Source organism: Nonomuraea rosea, assembly GCF_039539705.1.
Classification (GTDB): domain Bacteria; phylum Actinomycetota; class Actinomycetes; order Streptosporangiales; family Streptosporangiaceae; genus Nonomuraea; species Nonomuraea rosea.
This window is the reverse complement of the sequence record NZ_BAABDQ010000065.1, coordinates 37,965-52,617: the sequence shown is the minus strand read 5'-3', so window position 1 is coordinate 52,617 and position 14,653 is coordinate 37,965. Positions and strand designations below refer to the sequence as shown.

Annotated in this window: 16 protein-coding genes and 1 pseudogene; 8 read left to right on the top strand and 9 right to left on the bottom strand. The window is 70.8% G+C overall.

Features of this window, described 5'->3' with window-relative positions:
- Window positions 1-152 precede the first annotated feature (152 nt).
- Together ABEA43_RS63970 and ABEA43_RS63965 are read right to left on the bottom strand one after the other, a co-directional pair.
- Window positions 153-1,091: a DUF4097 family beta strand repeat-containing protein gene (locus ABEA43_RS63970; protein WP_345579411.1), complete on the bottom strand. Its 939-nt coding sequence runs from the start codon at window positions 1,089-1,091 to the stop codon at window positions 153-155.
- Window positions 1,091-1,609, bottom strand: coding sequence for a hypothetical protein (locus tag ABEA43_RS63965; RefSeq protein ID WP_345579408.1), 519 nt, complete (start codon window positions 1,607-1,609; stop codon window positions 1,091-1,093). The genes ABEA43_RS63970 and ABEA43_RS63965 overlap by 1 nt, the downstream gene beginning before the upstream one ends.
- 176 nt (window positions 1,610-1,785) lie before the next feature.
- Between ABEA43_RS63965 and ABEA43_RS63960 the strand changes: the two genes are divergently transcribed.
- From ABEA43_RS63960 to chrA, 4 genes are all read left to right on the top strand, one after another.
- On the top strand, window positions 1,786-3,699 hold the full coding sequence (locus ABEA43_RS63960) for an APC family permease (RefSeq protein WP_345579405.1): 1,914 nt from the start codon (window positions 1,786-1,788) through the stop codon (window positions 3,697-3,699).
- Between the two features lie 369 nt (window positions 3,700-4,068).
- Entirely contained in the window at window positions 4,069-4,548 is a 480-nt protein-coding gene (locus ABEA43_RS63955; protein WP_345579402.1) for a Chromate resistance protein ChrB, read from the top strand.
- A complete protein-coding gene (locus ABEA43_RS63950) occupies window positions 4,545-4,976 on the top strand; it encodes a chromate resistance protein ChrB domain-containing protein (protein ID WP_345579399.1) in 432 nt (143 codons plus the stop codon). Before ABEA43_RS63955 ends, ABEA43_RS63950 begins: the two co-directional genes overlap by 4 nt.
- A gap of 103 nt (window positions 4,977-5,079) precedes the next feature.
- Entirely contained in the window at window positions 5,080-6,432 is a 1,353-nt protein-coding gene (gene chrA / locus ABEA43_RS63945; protein ID WP_345579396.1) for a chromate efflux transporter, read from the top strand.
- Window positions 6,433-6,463: 31 nt separating this feature from the next.
- Here the strand turns inward: chrA and ABEA43_RS63940 are convergent.
- Window positions 6,464-6,712: pseudogene (locus ABEA43_RS63940) on the bottom strand (ArsR/SmtB family transcription factor); the annotation flags it as partial.
- Between the two features lie 16 nt (window positions 6,713-6,728).
- On the opposite strand from ABEA43_RS63940, the gene ABEA43_RS63935 reads away from it, so the two are divergent.
- From ABEA43_RS63935 to ABEA43_RS63925, 3 genes are all read left to right on the top strand, one after another.
- Complete coding sequence (locus ABEA43_RS63935) at window positions 6,729-7,379, top strand: NAD(P)/FAD-dependent oxidoreductase (RefSeq protein ID WP_345579393.1); 651 nt, start codon at window positions 6,729-6,731, stop codon at window positions 7,377-7,379.
- Window positions 7,380-7,519: 140 nt separating this feature from the next.
- Complete coding sequence (locus ABEA43_RS63930) at window positions 7,520-8,917, top strand: FAD-dependent oxidoreductase (protein WP_345579390.1); 1,398 nt, start codon at window positions 7,520-7,522, stop codon at window positions 8,915-8,917.
- Between the two features lie 360 nt (window positions 8,918-9,277).
- Window positions 9,278-9,661: a metalloregulator ArsR/SmtB family transcription factor gene (locus ABEA43_RS63925; RefSeq protein WP_345579387.1), complete on the top strand. Its 384-nt coding sequence runs from the start codon at window positions 9,278-9,280 to the stop codon at window positions 9,659-9,661.
- Window positions 9,662-9,702: 41 nt separating this feature from the next.
- Here the strand turns inward: ABEA43_RS63925 and ABEA43_RS63920 are convergent, their stop codons facing one another.
- Window positions 9,703-10,299 (bottom strand): hypothetical protein, encoded by a 597-nt coding sequence (locus ABEA43_RS63920; protein ID WP_345579384.1) that lies wholly within the window; start codon window positions 10,297-10,299, stop codon window positions 9,703-9,705.
- The gene (locus tag ABEA43_RS63915) at window positions 10,281-10,619 is read right to left on the bottom strand and encodes a PadR family transcriptional regulator (RefSeq protein WP_345579381.1); all 339 of its coding nucleotides are present in this window, start codon (window positions 10,617-10,619) and stop codon (window positions 10,281-10,283) included. Before ABEA43_RS63915 ends, ABEA43_RS63920 begins: the two co-directional genes overlap by 19 nt.
- Window positions 10,620-10,706: 87 nt before the next feature.
- Here ABEA43_RS63915 and ABEA43_RS63910 point away from each other — a divergent pair, with 87 nt between their 5' ends.
- Window positions 10,707-11,210, top strand: coding sequence for a hypothetical protein (locus ABEA43_RS63910; protein ID WP_345579378.1), 504 nt, complete (start codon window positions 10,707-10,709; stop codon window positions 11,208-11,210).
- A 94-nt stretch (window positions 11,211-11,304) separates the two neighbouring features.
- Here the strand turns inward: ABEA43_RS63910 and ABEA43_RS63905 are convergent, their stop codons facing one another.
- From ABEA43_RS63905 to ABEA43_RS63890, 4 genes are all read right to left on the bottom strand, one after another.
- Window positions 11,305-11,709 (bottom strand): arsenate reductase ArsC, encoded by a 405-nt coding sequence (locus tag ABEA43_RS63905; RefSeq protein WP_345579375.1) that lies wholly within the window; start codon window positions 11,707-11,709, stop codon window positions 11,305-11,307.
- Between the two features lie 63 nt (window positions 11,710-11,772).
- Window positions 11,773-12,855: an ACR3 family arsenite efflux transporter gene (gene arsB / locus ABEA43_RS63900; protein ID WP_345579372.1), complete on the bottom strand. Its 1,083-nt coding sequence runs from the start codon at window positions 12,853-12,855 to the stop codon at window positions 11,773-11,775.
- Window positions 12,852-13,208: an ArsR/SmtB family transcription factor gene (locus ABEA43_RS63895; RefSeq protein ID WP_345579414.1), complete on the bottom strand. Its 357-nt coding sequence runs from the start codon at window positions 13,206-13,208 to the stop codon at window positions 12,852-12,854. The genes arsB and ABEA43_RS63895 overlap by 4 nt, the downstream gene beginning before the upstream one ends.
- 182 nt (window positions 13,209-13,390) lie before the next feature.
- On the bottom strand, window positions 13,391-14,644 hold the full coding sequence (locus tag ABEA43_RS63890) for a GNAT family N-acetyltransferase (protein WP_345579369.1): 1,254 nt from the start codon (window positions 14,642-14,644) through the stop codon (window positions 13,391-13,393).
- Window positions 14,645-14,653 lie beyond the last annotated feature (9 nt).

Genomic DNA, 14,653 nt, shown 5'->3' with positions numbered 1-14,653 from the left:
GAGCCGGCACCACCACCTACGCCGACCCCGAGAACGGCATCGTCGGCATCCTGCTCACCCAGACCGGGATGTCCACCCCCGATTCGGCGAACGCCATCCACGACTTCTGGACCACCCTCTACCAGGCACTCGACGACTGACCTCCTCGGTCGTCAGGAACGGTGGACGGCGATGTCGCCGTAGGCGGTGTGCGCCCGCACCTCGACGGTCGGGTGGGCCTGGCCGGGAGCGTCGCCGGAGGCGAGGGCGACGTCCACGGTGCCGTCCTTCGAGCTCACGTCCAGCCAGGCGGCGGTGCCCTCGCGGATGCCGAGCTCCAGGCTGCCGCCGGTGGTCTCCATGACGACCGTGCCGGACACCACCTCGCGGATCCGTACGCTGCCGTACGCGGTTTTGGCGGTGACGCCGGCCAGGGGGCGGTCGATGGTGCTGTCGCCGTGGGCGTTGTTCAGCCGCAGCCCGCCGGTGACCTCGCCGAGGCTGACGTCGCCGTGGGAGTTCTTGACCACCGCGGTGCCGTCGATCGCACCGATGCGGATGGCGCCGTGTGTCGTGGTGACCTCGGCGTGCCCGGATGAGCGGGTGACCGAGATGTCGCCGTAGGTGGTCTTCAGCCGCAGCCGGCCGGCCTCCTCCACCCGGATGTCGCCGGAAGAGGTGGTGAACGCCACCTCGCCGAGCGGCCCCCGGCAGTGCAGGCTCGCCGCGGACTTGGCGTCCAGACGGGAGCCCGCCGGGACGTCGATCGTCACATTGACGGAGCCCGGGCCGAGCAGCAGTGAGCGGGCCCAGTTCGCGGGGGACTCCACCAGCAGGTCGAGCGAGGGGCCGCGGCCGGATCCCGATGCGGCCCAGGTCTGGTCCGCGCGCACCAGAAGCCTGCCGTCGGCGTACTCGATCCGGGTGTGCCGAGCGGCCTGCACGTCGGCGTCGTTGTGCGCGTCGCTCGGGCGGACCTCGACGACCGTGTCGGTACGGTCACCCGCGCGGATCCGGATGCTCGCGGTCGCCAGGTCGATGACGGTGAGAATGGGGCCGGGGGAGTCGAAGGCCGGCATGGTGGTCCTCTCGTCGTGGATCGGCGTGGTCATCAGCGCACCCAGCCGGTGAAACGGTTGCCGCTCTGCCGGGCCGCACCCCGGCTGCCGGAGCTCGCGCCCGTCCGGCCGGGATCGAGTGCGGCGGAGACGGCGCGTACCAGCCAGGCGTTGACCGAAAGCCCGTCCCGGGCGGCGGTCTCCTCGATCCGTGGCTTGAGGTGCTCGGGGACCCGGAGCGAGATCCGGGACGTGCCGCCCTCGTCGGTGTCCGGCGGTGGGGCGGGCGGTCTCTCCCTTTCGCCTTCTGCCTCGAACGACCCGCCGGCCGGCGGCGGCGTCACGACGAACCCTGGGTCACGGCCGCGCAGACGTACCTCGACCGAGCCCGGCGCCAGGTCGAGGGTGATTTCGTCCGCTGCGGCGGACAGTGCCTCCAGCAGCGCGAGCCGGGTGGCCGACTCGAGCGCTGCGGTGAGCCGCTCGGCCAGCGCGCGAACGTCCTCTCCGCCCGCTGCGGCGGCGATCACGAGCTCGCGGCGGAGCTGATCGACATACGGGGCCAAGTCCATGACGTCACAATGACATCACTATGACGCCATTACAAATCGGAGGCGAGCGTACCGACACGTCTGCCAACGTCATGCCCGGAATATTGACGTTTTCTTGACGCCACGAGCACGCGGATACAGCCCTTGACCTCACTAGGGTGCCTTTGTCTTGACGATTTCTTGACGGAAGGTTCTGGGTGGCCGAGGTGGACAAGCGCGCGCCGCTGCGGCGGTGGCTGCTCAAGGGCTTGCAGAGCCCCGAGGGCCTGGCGAATCAGCCTGCGCCGGAGGAGACCCCCGGCCACCAGCACAAGTGGTGGCAGGTGATGTGCCTGACGGGCGTGGACTACTTCTCCACGCTGGGCTACCAGCCGGGCATCGCCGCCCTGGCCGCCGGCGCGCTCAGCCCGGTCGCGACGCTTCTGCTGGTCGCGCTGACCCTGTTCGGGGCGTTGCCGGTCTATCGCCGGGTCGCGGCGGAGAGCCCGCACGGGCTGGGTTCGCTGTCGATGCTGGAGCGGCTGCTGCCCGGCTGGCGCGGCAAGCTGCTGGTGCTGTTCCTGCTCGGGTTCGTGGCCACCGCGTTCATCGTCACCATCACCCTGTCGGCGGCGGACGCCACCGCGCACATCCTGCACAACCCCTTCATCCCGCACTCCTGGGCGGACTGGCAGGTGCCGGTCACCCTGCTGCTGATCGCCGCGCTCGGCGGGGTGTTCCTGGCCGGCTTCAGCGAGGCCATCTCCATCGCGGTCGTCCTGGTCGCCGTCTATCTCCTGCTCAACGTGGTCGTCGTGGGCACCGCCGTCCAGCAGGTGCTCGCCCACCCGGAGAAGGTGGCCGGCTGGCAGAACGTCCTCGCCACCGACTACTCCAGCCCCATCGCCATGGTGGCCGTCGCGCTGTACGTGATGCCGAAACTCGCCCTGGGCCTGTCCGGCTTCGAGACCGGTGTGGCCGTCATGCCGCTGGTCAAGGGGGAGCTGGCCGAGCGGATCAAGGGCGCGCGCAAGCTGCTGACCACCGCCGCGCTCATCATGAGCGTCTTCCTGATCACCTCCAGCGTCGCCACCACCGTGCTCATCCCGGCCGAGGAGTTCGCCGAGGGCGGCGCGGCGAACGGTCGCGCCCTGGCCTACCTCGCCCACCTCTACCTGGGCGACTGGTTCGGCTCCGCCTACGACCTGTCCACCATCGCCATCCTGTGGTTCGCCGGGGCCTCGGCACTGGCGGGACTGCTCAACATCGTGCCGCGCTACCTGCCCCGCTACGGCATGGCCCCCGACTGGACCCGCGCCATCCGCCCGATGGTGCTGGTCTTCACCGCCATCGCCGGCCTCATCACCCTCGTCTTCGACGCCGAGGTCGAGGCCCAGGGAGGCGCCTACGCCACCGGCGTCCTGGCCCTGATCCTGTCGGCCGCCGTCGCGGTCACCCTGTCCGCCTGGAACAAGGGCCAGACCAGGGCCGCCGTCTCCTTCGGGGCCGTCACCCTGATCGTCGCCTACGCCACCGTCGCCAACATCATCGAACGGCCCGACGGTCTCGTCATCGCCCTGCTGTTCGTCCTCGCCATCGTGGTCATCTCGCTCATCTCCCGCGCCACCCGCTCCACCGAACTGCGGGTCACCCACATCAGCCTGGACGACCGCGCCCGCCGCTTCATCAACGAGGCCGGCGAGATCTACCTCATCGCCAACGAGCCCCACAGCCGCAATGCCAAGGAGTACGTCGACAAGGCCCGCGAGGCCTGGGAGCTGCACCGCCTGCGCACGAGCGAAGGCCTGCTCTTCCTGGAGGTCACCATCCCCGACGCCTCCGAATTCGCCGGAGAGCTCCGCGTGACCGGCGAGGAACGCCACGGTTTCCGCATCCTGCGCATGCAGAGCACCACGGTCGCCAACTCCATCGCCGCCCTGCTGCTGCATCTGCGCGACCGGACCGGCAAGACCCCGAACGTGTACTTCCACTGGGCCGCCGAGGGCAACCCCATCGGCGCCCTGCTGCGCTACCTGGTCTTCGGCGGCGGCGACGTCCCGCCACTGACCCGCGAGGTCCTCCGTCAGGCCGAGCCCGATCCCGACCGGCGTCCCATCGTCCACGTCGGCTGACACCAGAGCGCCCTGGTAAGGCCGGCCAGGATGGTCGTCGCAAGGATCCACCCGCGGTGATCATCGCAGCGCACGATCTCCCCATCGGCAGTGAAGCCTTCGCCACAGCTGAGCCTGCCGGTGACCCCCAGCCGCCGCAGTGAGAGCGCGGTCGCAGGTCGGTCAGCGGCACGGGGTGGTGTCGGCCCCTTCGGCGATGGCTCCCACACTGCCGCCGACCCTGGTGGCCTCGAACGTCATGTGGATGACGTGCTGACCACCCTGTCGACGTCAAGGGCCCGCTGCATGGTGCGAGATGGCCCGATCCTTGTCGATGGATGATGACTGCAACTATGGTTACAGTAACAACGGTTACTGTAGGAGGCGGCAGTGGGGACTGGTCAGTGGGTGTTGCTGGCGTACCGGATCCCCCGGCAGCCGTCCACGTTGCGGATCACGATCTGGCGCAAGCTCGACCGGCTCGGGGTGGCGCGGCTCGGTGACGGCCTGGTCGCGTTGCCCGCCGATGCCCGTACGCGTGAGCAGCTGGAATGGATCGCCGAGGAGGTCGGCGAGGTGGGCGGGACGTCCACCCTGTGGCTGGCCGCTCCGGGCAGCCAGGCGCAGGAGCAGGCGATCGCGGCCGAGATGCGGCAGGCCAGAGCGGAGGAGTACCGGGCGGTGATCGTGCAGGTGGGAGCGCTGGCGCAGGCCAGGCCGGGGGAGCGGGCGCGGGCTGTCAAGCGGTTGCAGGCGGAGCTGCGCCGGATCGGTCGTCGCGACCATTTCCCGCCGCCCGAGCGGGAGGAGGCCCGGCTCGCGGTACGGGCGCTGGCGCAAGAGGTCCTCGCGAAGGAGGAGAGCCGGTGAAGTGGGCCACGCGAAGTGGGGTGCACATTGACCGGGCGGCGTGTGCCTGGCTGATTCGCCGCGACGTCGATGCCGATGCGGTGTTCGTTTTCGTGAACGATCCCGCCGAGGTGCCCGTGGACGCGACGCCGTTCGACATGCGGGGCGCGGATCTGTCGCATCACGGCGGCGACTGTACTTTCGAGACGATCCTGCGGCGCTACGAACTGGTCGATCCGGTGCTGTGGAAGATCGCCGAGATCGTGCACGAGGCGGACATCGACGACGAGCGTTTCGACGCGCCCGAGGCGGCCGGCCTCGACGCGATTCTGCGTGGCCTGTCGATGATCTGTGCTGACCCGCGAGTGCTGGAGATCACCGGGCCGATCTTCGACGGGCTGTACGAGTTCTATCGGCGGGCCCTGCTGCTGGGGCGAGAACCGGCATGAGCGCCGACCCCGACGCCGTTGTCCGTGTCCTGCCGGCCGCTCAGGCTGCGAGCGGAGGACGTCCGACTGCCCATAGGCCGGCACACCCCCTGAGGAGGTCGAGATGACTACCGAAGCGACACGCGATGTGATCCCGTTCCGGCAGGCCGTACGCGCCTGGTTCCTGATCTCGTTGCAAACGTTCGGCGGCCCGGCCGGGCAGATCGCCGTCATGCAGCGCACCCTGGTGGAGGAGAAGCGCTGGATCGGCCAGCAGCGCTTCAACCACGCGCTGAACTACTGCATGCTGCTGCCCGGACCCGAGGCGCAGCAACTGGCCATCTACGTCGGCTGGCTGCTGAACGGCACCCGTGGCGGCCTGGTCGCGGGCACGTTGTTCGTGCTGCCCGGCATGCTCGCGTTGCTGGCGCTGTCGGCCGTCTATGTCCTGTGGCAGGACACCGGGGTGGTGACCGCCCTGTTCGCCGGGATCGCGCCGGCGGTGCTGGCCATCGTCGCTCAGGCCGTCATCCGGGTTGCCAGGCGCTCGCTGACCCATCCGCTGTTCGTAGCGGTGGCGGTGGCGGCTTTCCTCGCCCTGGCTCTGTTCGGAGTGCCGTTCCCCGTCGTGATCGCCGCTGCCGCCCTCGCCGGGTGGGCGGTGCACCGGCTGGCGCCGCAGGTGCTCACGAAGGGCAACGGGCACGGGGGCGACGGCGGACCCGCGCCGCTGATCCCCGACGACGCCCTGCACCACGCCCGGCCCAGCCGGCGCTCGGCGGGCAAGGTCCTCGCCGTCGGGCTGGTCGCCTGGTGGCTGCCCGTGGCCGCGGTGGCGCTGTTCCTGGGCGCCGACAGCGTGTTCACGACCCAGGGGCTGTTCTTCTCCGGCACCGCGCTCGTCACCTTCGGCGGCGCGTACGCCGTGCTCGCCTTCGTCGCCCAGCGTGCCGTGGAGACCTACGCCTGGCTGACTCCCGGCGAGATGGTGCGCGGCCTGGCCCTGGCCGAGACCACCCCCGGGCCGCTCATCATGGTGGTGCAGTTCGTCGCCTTCCTCGGCGCCTACCGCGACCCGGGTGCGCTGACCCCGTGGGCGGGCGCGCTGCTCGGCGCCCTGCTGACCACCTGGGTCACCTTCGTGCCCTGCTTCCTGTTCATCTTCCTCGGCGCCCCCTACGTCGAGCGGCTGCGTCACAACGCCGCCATCAGCGCCGCGCTGACCGGCATCACCGCCGCGGTCGTCGGCGTCATCGCCAACCTGGCCCTCTACTTCGCCGAGCACACCCTCTTCGCCCGTACCTTCACGTGGAAGTGGGGGCCGTTCACCAGCCAGCTGCCTGAGCCGGGCACCCTCAGCCTGGTCGCCTGCCTGATCACGGCGGCCGCACTCGTCATGACCTTCATCCTGAAGTGGCCGATGCTTCGCATCCTCGGCATCTGCGCCGTGCTCGGTCTGGCCACCGCGCTGCTGTGACATTCACTCTGCCAGGTCACCGGCACGAAGCTCAGCAGCAGAACTTCAGATAGTCCTGCAGATCTCCGAGGATGCGGGCGGTGCTGTCGCGGTCGCCGCGATACAGCACCTCCTTGCCGTCGCGGCGGGAGGTGACGATACCGCCGCGACGCAGCAGCGCGAGCTGCTGGGAGGCGGCGGACTGGCTGATGCCGGCGCGCTCGGCGACCTGGTTCACCGACAGCTCGGCGCCTCGGGCGAACAGCAGCATGATCTGCTGACGGCCCTCATGGGCCAACGCCTTGAGAAAGTCATGCGTGGCCTGGCCTCCGGCCGGACCGCCGGGTCCTGTCGCCGGCTACCGCTCGCCGGCCTCGCTGCCCGGCGAGCACGTCATCGTGGTCGGGGCGGGCAACTCGGCGGTCCAAGTCGCCTACGAGCTGGCCGCCGATTGGCGGGTGACGCTCGCCGGCCGCACGCCGATCCGGTTCGTGGAGCAACGTCCGCTGGGGCGGGACCTGCACTTCTGGTTCCGTGTGACCGGGTTCGACCGGCTGCCCCTGGCTCGCGCGGAGGCTCCGCCCGCCTCGCCCGTCCTCGATGACGGCCGCTACCGCCGGGCGCTGCGCGAGGGCCGCTTTCAGCGCCGGGAGATGTTCACGCGCCTGGACGGCGATCAGGTCGAATGGCCCGACGGCCGGCGTGAACGCGTCGATGCGGTGCTGCTGGCCACCGGCTACCAGCCGAACCTGCCCTACCTGGCCGCACTGGGCGCCCTGACGGCCGACGGCCGCCCGCGCCAGCGCCAGGGCCTGTCGCTCACCCATGGCGGCCTGGGTTTCCTGGGCCTGGAGTGGCAGCGCACCCCCTCCTCCAACACCCTGCGCGGGGTGGGCGCCGACGCCCGGCGCATCGTGGCAGCGCTCGCCCGTCACCTGTGCGGCGACCGGGAACGCGCCCGCGCCTGAGCGGCCGCACCTTGCTTGATTCGATGAACCTCTAATTTGACATATCTCTAATCTATCGGGCATCCTGCCGATGAGCTTACTTAGACAGACTTCAAAACAGCGCGGGCCTTGGTCCGCGAGAACCGATGAGGAGATGCGCCATGAGCGGATGCTGCGGTCCTGCCGCCGTCGAACTCCAGCCCAGCACGCAGGCCGCACAGCCTGACGCGCTGCCTGTCGTGGTGATCGGCGCGGGCCCGGTCGGGCTGGCCGCGGCAGCCCACCTCGCCGAACGGAACCTCGACTTCGTGGTGCTGGAAGCGGGCGAGCAGGCGGGCGCGTCGGTGGCCAAGTGGGGCCACGTACGGGTGTTCAGCCCGTGGAGGTACAACATCGACGCAGCGGCCCGCCGCCTGCTGGAAGCCGACGGCTGGAGCGCGCCGGACGCCGAGTGGTTGCCGACCGGCGCCGAGCTGATCGATGACTACCTGGCCCCGCTGGCCAAGCTGCTCGGCGACCGGGTCCGCCTCGGCGCGCAGGTGAGCGCGATCAGCAGGCTCGGCTACGACCGGGTCCGCACCGCCGGACGTGAGGCGGCGCCGTTCCTGATCCGCCTGGCCGACGGCACCGAGCTGCACGCCCGCGCCGTCATCGACGCCTCCGGCACCTACGCCACCCCGAGCGTGCTCGGCGCGAGCGGCCTGCCCGCCCACGGCGAGAGCGATGCGGCGGACCTGGTCGACCACGCGCTGCCCGACGTCCTCGGCACCGACCGCGACCGGTACGCCGGCCGGCATGTCCTGGTCGTCGGCGCCGGCCACTCGGCCGCCACCACCCTGCTCGCCCTCGCCCAGCTGGAGGACACCCCGATCACCTGGGCCATCCGCGCCGGCGACGCCGCCCGCGCCTACGGCGGCGGGGAGGCCGACGCGCTGCCCGCTCGCGGCGCGCTCGGCACCCGCCTGCACGCCCACGTCACCTCCGGCCGCATCCGCCTGGTGACCGGCTTCTTCACCCATACCATCGAACGCGACGGCGAGCAGGTGCGGGTGATCAGCCGCGACCCGTCCGGCGCCGAGCAGACCATCACCGCCGAACGCATCGTGGCCGCCACCGGTTACCGTCCCGACCACGCCATCGCCGGCGAACTGCGTCTCGACCTCGACGCGGTCCTCGGCTCCACCCGCGCGCTGGCACCACTGATCGACCCCAACGCGCACTCCTGCGGCACCGTCCCGCCGCACGGCGCCGACGAACTGGCCCACCCCGAACCCGGCTACTACGCGGTGGGGGTCAAGAGCTACGGCCGCGCCCCCACCTTCCTGCTGGCCACCGGTTATGAGCAGGCCCGCTCGGTCGTCGCCGCCCTGGCCGGCGACTGGGAGGCCGCCCGGGACGTACAGCTGGACCTGCCCGAGACCGGAGTGTGCTCCTCCAGCCTGGCCGAAGCCCAGGAGCAGCGGGTCGGCCTGGCCACCGGGATCAGCGGCGGCCTGCTGGCCACCCCGCTGCCGCTGGCGACCGCCGGGGCCTCCCAGGGCGGCGGCTGCTGCGGCTGACCTGGATCGGCCCCACCACCAGCCGCACATCTGAAGGAGTCACCTCATGCCCGCCGCACCACGGCAGGTCTCGTGAGGGCCACCGAGAGCGCCACCGGGGCCGATCCGGCCGTCGCTGCGCCGACGAGCGACGGCCACAGCGCCGCCCCGACCCGGGGCGTGCCCTGGGCCAGGGGTGCGTGGCGGCGCAGGCCATCACCCAGACCATCGGGTTCGGCGTGCTGTACTACAGTTTCTCGGTCCTGCTGGCGTGGCCGCCGCCGCGCTGACCTGTCTGGTCGCCGCCGGGTCGCTGGTCGGCTACCACCGCCTATCATTTAGACAGGCATCGAACCACCAGCCAGGTACGGAGGCTCCCGCATGACCGCCACCACCCTGCCCCTCGTCCCGAGCGGCAAGGACGCGCAGGATGCGGTGTGCTGCGCGCCGATCGCCCGCCAGCCGCTCGGCGAAGGCGAAGCGGCCGAGCTGGCCGTGCTGCTCAAGGCCGTGGCCGACCCGGTCCGGCTGCGCCTGCTGTCGATGATCGGCTCCCACGCCGGCGGCGAAGCCTGCGTCTGCGACCTGACCGACGCCTTCGACCTGACCGCCCCCACCATCAGCCACCACCTGAAGGTCCTGCGCACCGCCGGTCTGATCGGCGGCGAGCGGCGCGGGACCTGGGTCTACTACTGGATCATCCCCGAGCACGTGGCCCGGCTCGGCGCCCTGTTCACTCCACTGGTGCAGCCGGCCCGCGCCTGAGCCGCGCCGCAGCGGCAACGGAGCGCGAAGGCGGAGGCCGGTCAGCGGCCCCGCATCGCGGGCAACGCTCGAAGCGTGGCGATGATGCGAAAGAGGCTGGCCGCCAGCGCCGCCGGCAGCAGCCAAGCCCCGATCGGCCCGGCCAGCGTTAATGACGTCATGCTCGCCACTGCGACGAGCATGCCCGCGTCCAGCACCAGGAGAGCGACCGCTCCGCTCAGGGTCGCCGTCCGGGCCCGCCGGTAGTTGCGCCGCGCTCGCGTGACCGTCAGTAAGGTCGCGACAATCGCCAGCAGAACCAGACCGTAGGCGATCGGGGCGGCGATGGGGATCTGCCAGTCCCACGCCTGAGCCGAAACCAGGCTCGCGCCCCACAGCGCGGCCATCACCGGCCCGGTGGCCAGCAGCCCCAGAGCCATCCGCCGCCATGGCGAGTCGCGAAAGAACGCGGCCGTGACCTCGTCGGCGTCACCGAACTCTACGATCGCTTCGCGCGCTGCGGCCTCGCCGTCTCCCAGGAGCGCCAGCCGGGCCTGATAGGTCTCCCACAGCCCATCGGCGAGTTCGTCCACCGCCTGGGCCGGCAACCGGGCGGACAAGATGGCGAGCTGAGCCTCGATCAGCTCGTGGCCGGCCACGACGATACCTTCAGCGCGGCGGTGACAGCGCTGGCGAACTCCCGCCATCCGGCGCGTTCGCCGCCGAGCGCGACATGCCCGGCCGGGGTGAGCGCGTAGCTGCGCCGCCGCCGCCCGCCCACCACCGACCAACTGCCGCTGATCAGTCCCGCCCGCTCCAGCCGATGCAGCGCCGGATAGACCGTGCCGGTCGGCAGATCGATGCGGCCCTCGGTGGACTCGCGTAGCGCCTCCTTGACCGCATACCCGTGCAACGGCCCAGCCTCTAGCGCAGCCAGCAGCAACCCGTCCAGATGTCCTTTGAGTGCTTCTGCCCGCATAGGTAGTAACGCTATACCGGCCCTTTCTTCCGGACAATCCAACAAGTAGCGTTGCTACCTATAGCCATGCTACGTATGGAGGCGACCATGGACGAGATCGACGTCCTCGGCATCCCGGTCCCCGACGCCGGCCCGTTCTTCCTCGCCGTGCTGGCTGTACACGTCGCGGCCGGGCTGGCCTGCGTCGCCTGCGGAATGGTGGCCGCCCTGTCACGCAAGGGCGGCTCCAGGCATGTTCGCTATGCCCGGGTCTATCTGTGGGGGCTGGGGGTGGTCTGGGCGTCGATGGCGGTTCTGGCAGTGATCCGGTGGAGCCACAACGCTCACCTGTTCGCCATCGGCACGCTCGCACTCACCGCCGCCCTGGTCGGCTACCTGAACCGGCGGCGCGCGCCGTATCTGCACATCACCGGCATGAGCCTGTCCTACATCGCCCTGCTCACCGGCTTCTACATCGACAACGGCGCGCATCTGCCGTTGTGGGACCAGCTGCCTCGCTGGACCTACTGGACCCTTCCCAGCCTGATCGGCATTCCCCTCATCGTCCGCGCGATCGGTCGCAGGCGCCCTGCCAAGAAGGCCAAGGTGTAGTCCTCCGCCAGTCGATTTTCAGAGGGCGCCCGAACGCACCCACAACGCACCCCCACAATCAGGCAGGCGCCTATTCGGTCGTCCGGCCGGGCTTTCAACCGGGCAGCAGTTCGCCGATCAGCTTGCCGACGCGGTCCTTGATCTCGTCCCGGATCGGCCGGACCGACTCGATGCCCTGGCCGGCGGGGTCGTCGAGTTTCCAGTCCTCATATCGCTTGCCGGGGAAGATCGGGCAGGCGTCGCCACAGCCCATGGTGATCACGACGTCGGAGGCCTCGACCGCGTCGACGGTGAGGACCTTGGGCTGCTCGCCGGTGATGTCGATGCCCACCTCGCGCATGGCCTCGACCGCGACCGGGTTGACCTGGTCGGCGGGGGCTGACCCGGCTGAGCGCACCTCGATCGCGCCGCCGGCCAGGTGGGTGAGCCAGCCGGCGGCCATCTGGGAGCGGCCGGCGTTGTGGACGCAGACGAACAGGACGGTGGGCTTGTCGCTCACGTGATCACCTTTCGCGGTGGCTCGCGGAGACGGTGCCGAAGGCGGCTCCGCACAGCAGGGCGCTCATGGTGCGGTCACCGCTTTGCCGGCGGCGGTGAAGCGGTCGCGCAGGGCCAGGGACAGGTAGACCAGCGCGACCAGGACGGGCACCTCGATGAGCGGGCCGACCACGCCGGCCAGGGCCTGGCCGGAGGTGACGCCGAAGACGCCGACCGCGACCGCGATGGCCAGCTCGAAGTTGTTGCCGGCGGCGGTGAAGGCCAGCGTGGTGGAGCGCTCGTAGCCCAGGCCGATCGCCTTGCCCGTCAGGAACGAGCCGCCCCACATCAGGGCGAAGTAGGCCAGCAGCGGCAGCGCGATGCGGGCGACGTCGCCGGGCCGGGAGGTGATGGTGTGGCCTTGCAGGGCGAACAGGATGACGATGGTGAACAGCAGCCCGTACAGCGCCAGCGGCCCCACCTTCGGCAGGAACCGGGCCTCGTACCAGCCGCGGCCCTTGGCTCGCTCGCCGAGCCTGCGCGAGAGATAGCCGGCCAGCAGCGGGATGCCGAGGAAGATGAGCACGTACTGGGCGATGTCCCAGGCGGAGACCTGCAGCACGTTCTGGGTCAGGCCGAGCCGGCCGGGCAGCACCTGCAGGTAGAACCAGCCGAGCGCGCCGAAGGCGATCACCTGGAAGATGGAGTTGAGGGCGACCAGCACGGCGGCGGCCTCGCGGTCGCCGCAGGCCAGGTCGTTCCAGATGAGCACCATGGCGATGCAGCGGGCCAGCCCGACGATGATCAGGCCGGTACGGTACTCGGGCAGGTCGGGCAGGAACGTCCAGGCCAGGGCGAACATCAGGGCCGGGCCGAGCACCCAGTTCAGCGCCAGGGAGGAGATCAGCAGGCGGCGGTCGCCGGTGACGGTGCCGAGGCGGTCGTAGCGGACCTTGGCCAGCACCGGGTACATCATCAGCAGCAGGCCGAGCGCGATCGGCAGCGAGATCTCGCCGATCTTGACGGCGTCCAGCGCGGCGTCCAGGCCGGGAACCAGCCGTCCGAGCAGCAGCCCGGCGGCCATGGCCGCGATGATCCACACCGGCAGGAACCGGTCCAGCACCGACAGGGCGCCGAGCACATGGGCCGGTGGCGCGGTGGCCGTCACAGCGGAACCGCCGGTGCCGTGGCAGGTAGGGTCAGCAGCGCCGACAGCTCGCCCAGCGTTTCGGGCACCAACCGGTAGTAGACCCAGGAGGCACGCCTCTCGGAGGTGAGTAGCCCGACCTCCTTGAGGACCTTCAGGTGGTGGCTGATGGTCGGCTGGGACAGCTCGAACGCGCCGGTGATGTCGCACACGCACACCTCGCCGCCGGCGCGGCTGGCCACGATCGACAGGATGCGCAGCCGTACCGGGTCGCCCAGCGCCTTGAACACGCGCGCCACCCCGGCCGCCTGCTCGGCGTCCAGCGGCTCGCGGGTCAGTGGCGGGCTGCACTCCAGGATCTCCAGCAGTTCCAACCGCACCCCTCCGTATAGACACTCATCGAAATAGGTATGTGTCTATATTGACATCTGTCTCTGCCTGCTGGGAACGGGCAGGTGCTCTCGCCGGGTTGATCACCTCGCCCGGGCCAGCCGAGGGCGCGTTCCCCGGCCAGACGGGTGAAGAAGCCGAGCGCCAGCTCCTGGAGCCTCCTGGCTCAGGCGCCGGCCACGGAGCTGCGCCGTTCCAGCGTCAGCACATCGCGCCAGATGCCGTGGTGGCGGCCGATCCGCTCACGGGTGCCGACCACGCGGAACCCGAGCGCCTGGTGCAGGGACAGGCTGGCGGCGTTCTCGGGGAAGATCCCCGTCTGGATCGTCCACACGCCCGCGTCCTCGCTCCCGGCGACGAAGGCGGACAGCAGCGCCTTGCCGATGCCGTGTGCCTGGCAACCCGGATGCACGTAGATGCTGTGCTCGACCACCCCGGCATACACCGGACGGGCTGAGACCGCGGAGGCGGCCACCCAGCCGAGCACCTGGCCGGTGCTCGTGTCGCCGGCCACGTAACGCAGGTGCGGCAGCCTGGCCGCGGTGAAGCCTTCCCAGCTCGGGGCGACGGTCTCGAAGCTGGCCTGGCCGGTGTCCAGCCCGGCCTGGTAGATGGCCAGCACCTCATCGGCGTCGCTCTCACGCATCGGCCGGATCTCCACCCCTGGTCCGGCAGCGGGCTTGATGGCCTGGACGATCGCCGAGTGCACGCCGTCGCCGTGGCCGGCGGTCAGCGTGATCCGTATGCCGGTGAATCCGGCCGCGGCCAGCAGCCGCCGGTACTCGGCCACCGCCAGCGCTCCGGCCACGCAGCCGATGCGCTGCTCGACCGCCGCACGAGCGACCGGATCGATCGCCCCGCCGGCCACGCTGTCGGCCACACCGCCGACCACGACGTCGCTGACCCCGAACCGGCCGCCCGGCCGCAGCACCCGGAACGCCTCGGCCAGCACCGCGGCCTTGTCGCCGGACAGGTTGATCACGCAGTTGGAGATGACCACGTCCACCGACCGGTCCGGCAGTGGTACCTGCTCGATCCGGCCGTGCAGGAACTCGGCGTTCCGCACGCCGGCCTGCGCGGCGTTGCGCCGGGCCAGCTCCAGCATGTCGAGGCTGGCGTCCAGCCCGTACGCCGTGCCGTGCGGGCCGACCCGGCGGGCCGACAGCAGCACGTCGATGCCGCCGCCCGAGCCCAGATCCAGCACCGTCTGGCCGGTGCGCAGCTCGGCGACCGCCACGGGGTTGCCGCAGCCCAGGCTCGCTCGCACCACCCCGTCGGGCAGAGCATGGATGTCGTCGTAGCCGGCGGCGCCGAAGCAGCCCTCCTCGAAGGCGTCCGGCCCGCAGTCCGCGATCACCCGCCCGGCCGCCGCGGCCCGGGCCAGCGCCGAGTAATGGTCGATGATCTCTTCATGCGCCATGGCGATGCT